Origin of the sequence: Pseudonocardia sp. (assembly GCF_025965585.1) — a bacterium.
Lineage (GTDB): Bacteria > Actinomycetota > Actinomycetes > Mycobacteriales > Pseudonocardiaceae > Pseudonocardia.
Genome location: NZ_JAOPWR010000491.1, coordinates 1 through 3169, shown reverse-complemented (window position 1 = coordinate 3169; position 3169 = coordinate 1). Strand labels below are relative to the sequence as shown.

2 protein-coding genes are annotated in these 3169 nt (G+C 68.9%); both read right to left on the bottom strand.

Going from position 1 to position 3169, the window contains the following annotated elements; genetic code table 11:
* Positions 1–219: 219 nt before the first annotated feature.
* On the bottom strand, positions 220–1359 hold the full coding sequence (locus JWR81_RS30220) for a catalase family protein (protein ID WP_297660669.1): 1140 nt from the start codon (positions 1357–1359) through the stop codon (positions 220–222).
* 126 nt (positions 1360–1485) lie between these two features.
* Entirely contained in the window at positions 1486–2754 is a 1269-nt protein-coding gene (locus JWR81_RS30215) for a peroxidase (protein ID WP_297660666.1), read from the bottom strand.
* Positions 2755–3169: the final 415 nt, after the last annotated feature.

Genomic DNA, 3169 nt, shown 5'->3' with positions numbered 1-3169 from the left:
GCACCTGCTTGGTGTCTGCCCGTGGCCCCCCCAGCAGGTAGCCCCCGATGAGCGAGAACGCGATCAACAGCAGGGTCGCGATGATCGCGCCGGTACGAACAGTGCGATCACGTTCTTGACGTTGAGCCCCAGCATCAGGACCAGGACAAGTGCCAGGCTGATCATCTAGATCTGCGCGAGCGGGAGTTGCAGGACCTGCGCAGCTCCTGCGGCGGCCTCTCAGCGGACCTGGTGGGCCGCGGGCAGCACGTCGTCGGCGCTGCGGGGCTCCGCGCGCGCCTGCTGGTTGAGCTTGTGGCGCAGGAGGGACGAGTGGCGGTACACCTCCTTGCGGGCCCGCATGATGTTGCCGAGGGGGGCGTGGTCAGCCGTCACCCGCCAGGGGGTGAAGGAGAGGGCATCCATCTTCTCGAGGTTGTCCTCGTCCGAGATGTCCTGCTGCGGGAGGCGGAGCTTGGCCACCGTCACGGGGGGAGACAGCGTGTCGGGCCACTCCACGGTCACGTCCTGTACCGGCATCCGCTGCAGATCGGTGCACAGCTGGACCTGGAGGTCGAACTCGTAGGGGCGCTCCTGCAGCTCGGCCACCAGGGCGGGCCGGATCACCTCCGCCGCCGCACCGGGATCGATGCTGCGCCGGACGACTGCGTCGGCGAAGACCGGGTCCGGGGCGATGCGGACCTTGGCGATGTAGTCGCCGTGCCGGACCGCGCCCATCGTCCAGTAGCTCGACAGCAGCACGTTGACCGGAGGGATCTGCTTGAGTCGCATCATGGCCAGGAGCTCGTCCCAGGCCCAGTCCGGTTGGTCGAGCGTTCCCTTGCCGGTGATGAAGTCGCTGAAGAATCGGTGCGCTCCGGGGCGTCCCTGGGCGAAATAGGTCGGCGCTTCAAGGAAGAGTTCTTGGATGAACAGGTAGTGGTCCACCGTGTTGCAGAAGAAGATCGGCCCGTTGATGTTGGCGTAGTCGAAGGTGCGCGTATCCGGCTCGTCGTCGAGCAAGGTCGGGCCGTCGATGTCGAACATCTTCAGCGCCAGCCCGATCGCCGTGCCGAGCCGCGCGTCGGCTCCGGCGTGGGGGGAACCGTTGGAGAAGCGGATGAGCGCATCGTGCCTGCCCGGGGTCGCGTAGATGCCCTGCGCGTACTCGGCGCCGAGGCCGTCGAGGATCTCGACCTCCCCCCGCACCAATCCGTACCCCTTGGCGTGCGCGTCCCGGACAGCCCGCCCGGTGCCCTCGGCTGTGACCGACTCGGCGATGTAGTTCTCGGTCTTCTCGATCACCGTCTTCAGCTTCTCGTCGAAGTGCGGCTCGGCGACGTCGACGTCGGGGGTGTAGGGGACGAATGGTGGAGCCATGAGATCGACCTTTCTCGTCTACAGGCTCCCGCTTGCGCGGACGCCGGGGGGTTCGAGTCGGGGGTCGTATCGGCGGGGCTGCCGACCACTGGATAGGCCGCCCGGTCCATTACCAGCTCGATGTGATCAAGTTTCCAGGTCGGCGAGCCAGCGCACGGCACGCAGACCGGGAAGGAAGCAGTACTCGCCACCGCGGGTGACGACGAAGCTCGGCATGTTCTGAATGCGGCGCCGGATCGGTTTCTCGGGAATGGTGAGGTTGCCGGTTCCGTCGTGATGTCCGGCCACCGGGTCCTTTTCTCCCGAGTAGCCGATGAAGTTGCCGTTCTCGACCCATTCGGACTTGATGAACTCGAACTGCCGCTCCAGGTGGGCGCCGATGAAGACGCCGACGAGACCGCGATCCGCGCCGTCGTCCTCGAGTGCACCGTCCGGCAGCGGCGGGCCGTAGGTAGTGCCGCGGCGGATGATCCGGTGCAGCCGGGTCGTCCCGATGATGTCGGCATCGCGCGGGTTCACTCGCCGGATGTGAGCGCCGGCGGGACACTTCAAGCCGCGGTCGTCGTCTGCCCGGTACTGGAAGTCGTTGTTGCGGTGCGGATCCGCCCCCAGCGCCTCGTCATCCCGCTCGGGGGACACGGTCAACGGTGCCCCGCTCGGCCACCGTCCGACCATCTTGGCCGCCAGGAGCCCCTCCTCCTCGGCGGTGGCGCTGTTCGCCCGCAGGAACTGGCGCCAGGCGGCCACCTTGGTGTGGACCTTGCGCACGGCCAGATACGTGCCGTTGCGCCCGAGGACCTCGGGCTGCGGCATGGGCGGGAGGTTCCCGGTCTCATCGGGATAGCCCAGGATGAACTCGCCGGCTTTGAGCGGGGCCTCGTCGGGATTCGAGCCCGATGTCCCGAGCCCCTCGATGTTCGGATGGCTGATGCCGTCACGGAAGCCGAAGGTCGTGCGTCCGGTGGGGAGCTGGTGGACCTCCTGCCTCCAGATCACCTCGACCCCGGGCGTCTGTCGGAGGGCGGCGCGAGCTCGGTCCAGCGCCTTCTCCAGGCGCGCTTCGTCCGGCGCGAGCGCGCTCACCGCGAGGTGGACATCGGGCGTTCCGAAGGGCGGCTCCCAATGGGTCGGGTCGCTCTCCCCGACGTCGCCGATCTGCTGCGCCCGGGCCGCCATCCCCTGCCGGAATGCCGGTGGGAAGCTGTCGAGCGACTCCTGGGGCACCCCGAGGGCCCGGAGACCCTGATAGGTGAAGGCCACGGCCACCCAGGCGTCCTGATCCGGATGGGCGCTCGGCAGCCCCCCGTCGATCGCCGGGAGCAGCCGCCGCAGGAGGGCCCGCCCCGCGCCGGGGTCGTCGACCCGCAGGAGGAAGAACCTGCCCGCGTACGGCACCGGCCGGGGGTGGAGCGCTCCGCTCTGGATGTCGTCGACCTCGAGATTCACGCTCGGCGCGCTGGCGCTTGCAACCGCGTTCATGACTACCGTGTCTCCTTCGCGCGTCCGTCGATGACCCGGCGAGGGCAGCCGGGCGCCTTGCCGGCCCGACCTGCTTGCGACCAGCGCCCGCTCACGGCCGGACCTCCTGCACGTCGACCCGCCAACCGGCACCACCCGGCGCCGGGCCCGGTCACCGTGGTGGTTCGCGCCTCAGCCCGAGGCTTCGTCGAGCAGCTTCTGGAAGGCCGGCGTGCCCACCAGGGCTGCGTTGGCCGGGTCCTCGAGCGCGGCCCGGAACTCGGGGGCGTCGAGCACGGCCTGGAACGCCTCGTTGACGCGTTGGTCCTTCCAGATCTGCTTGACGGTGAGG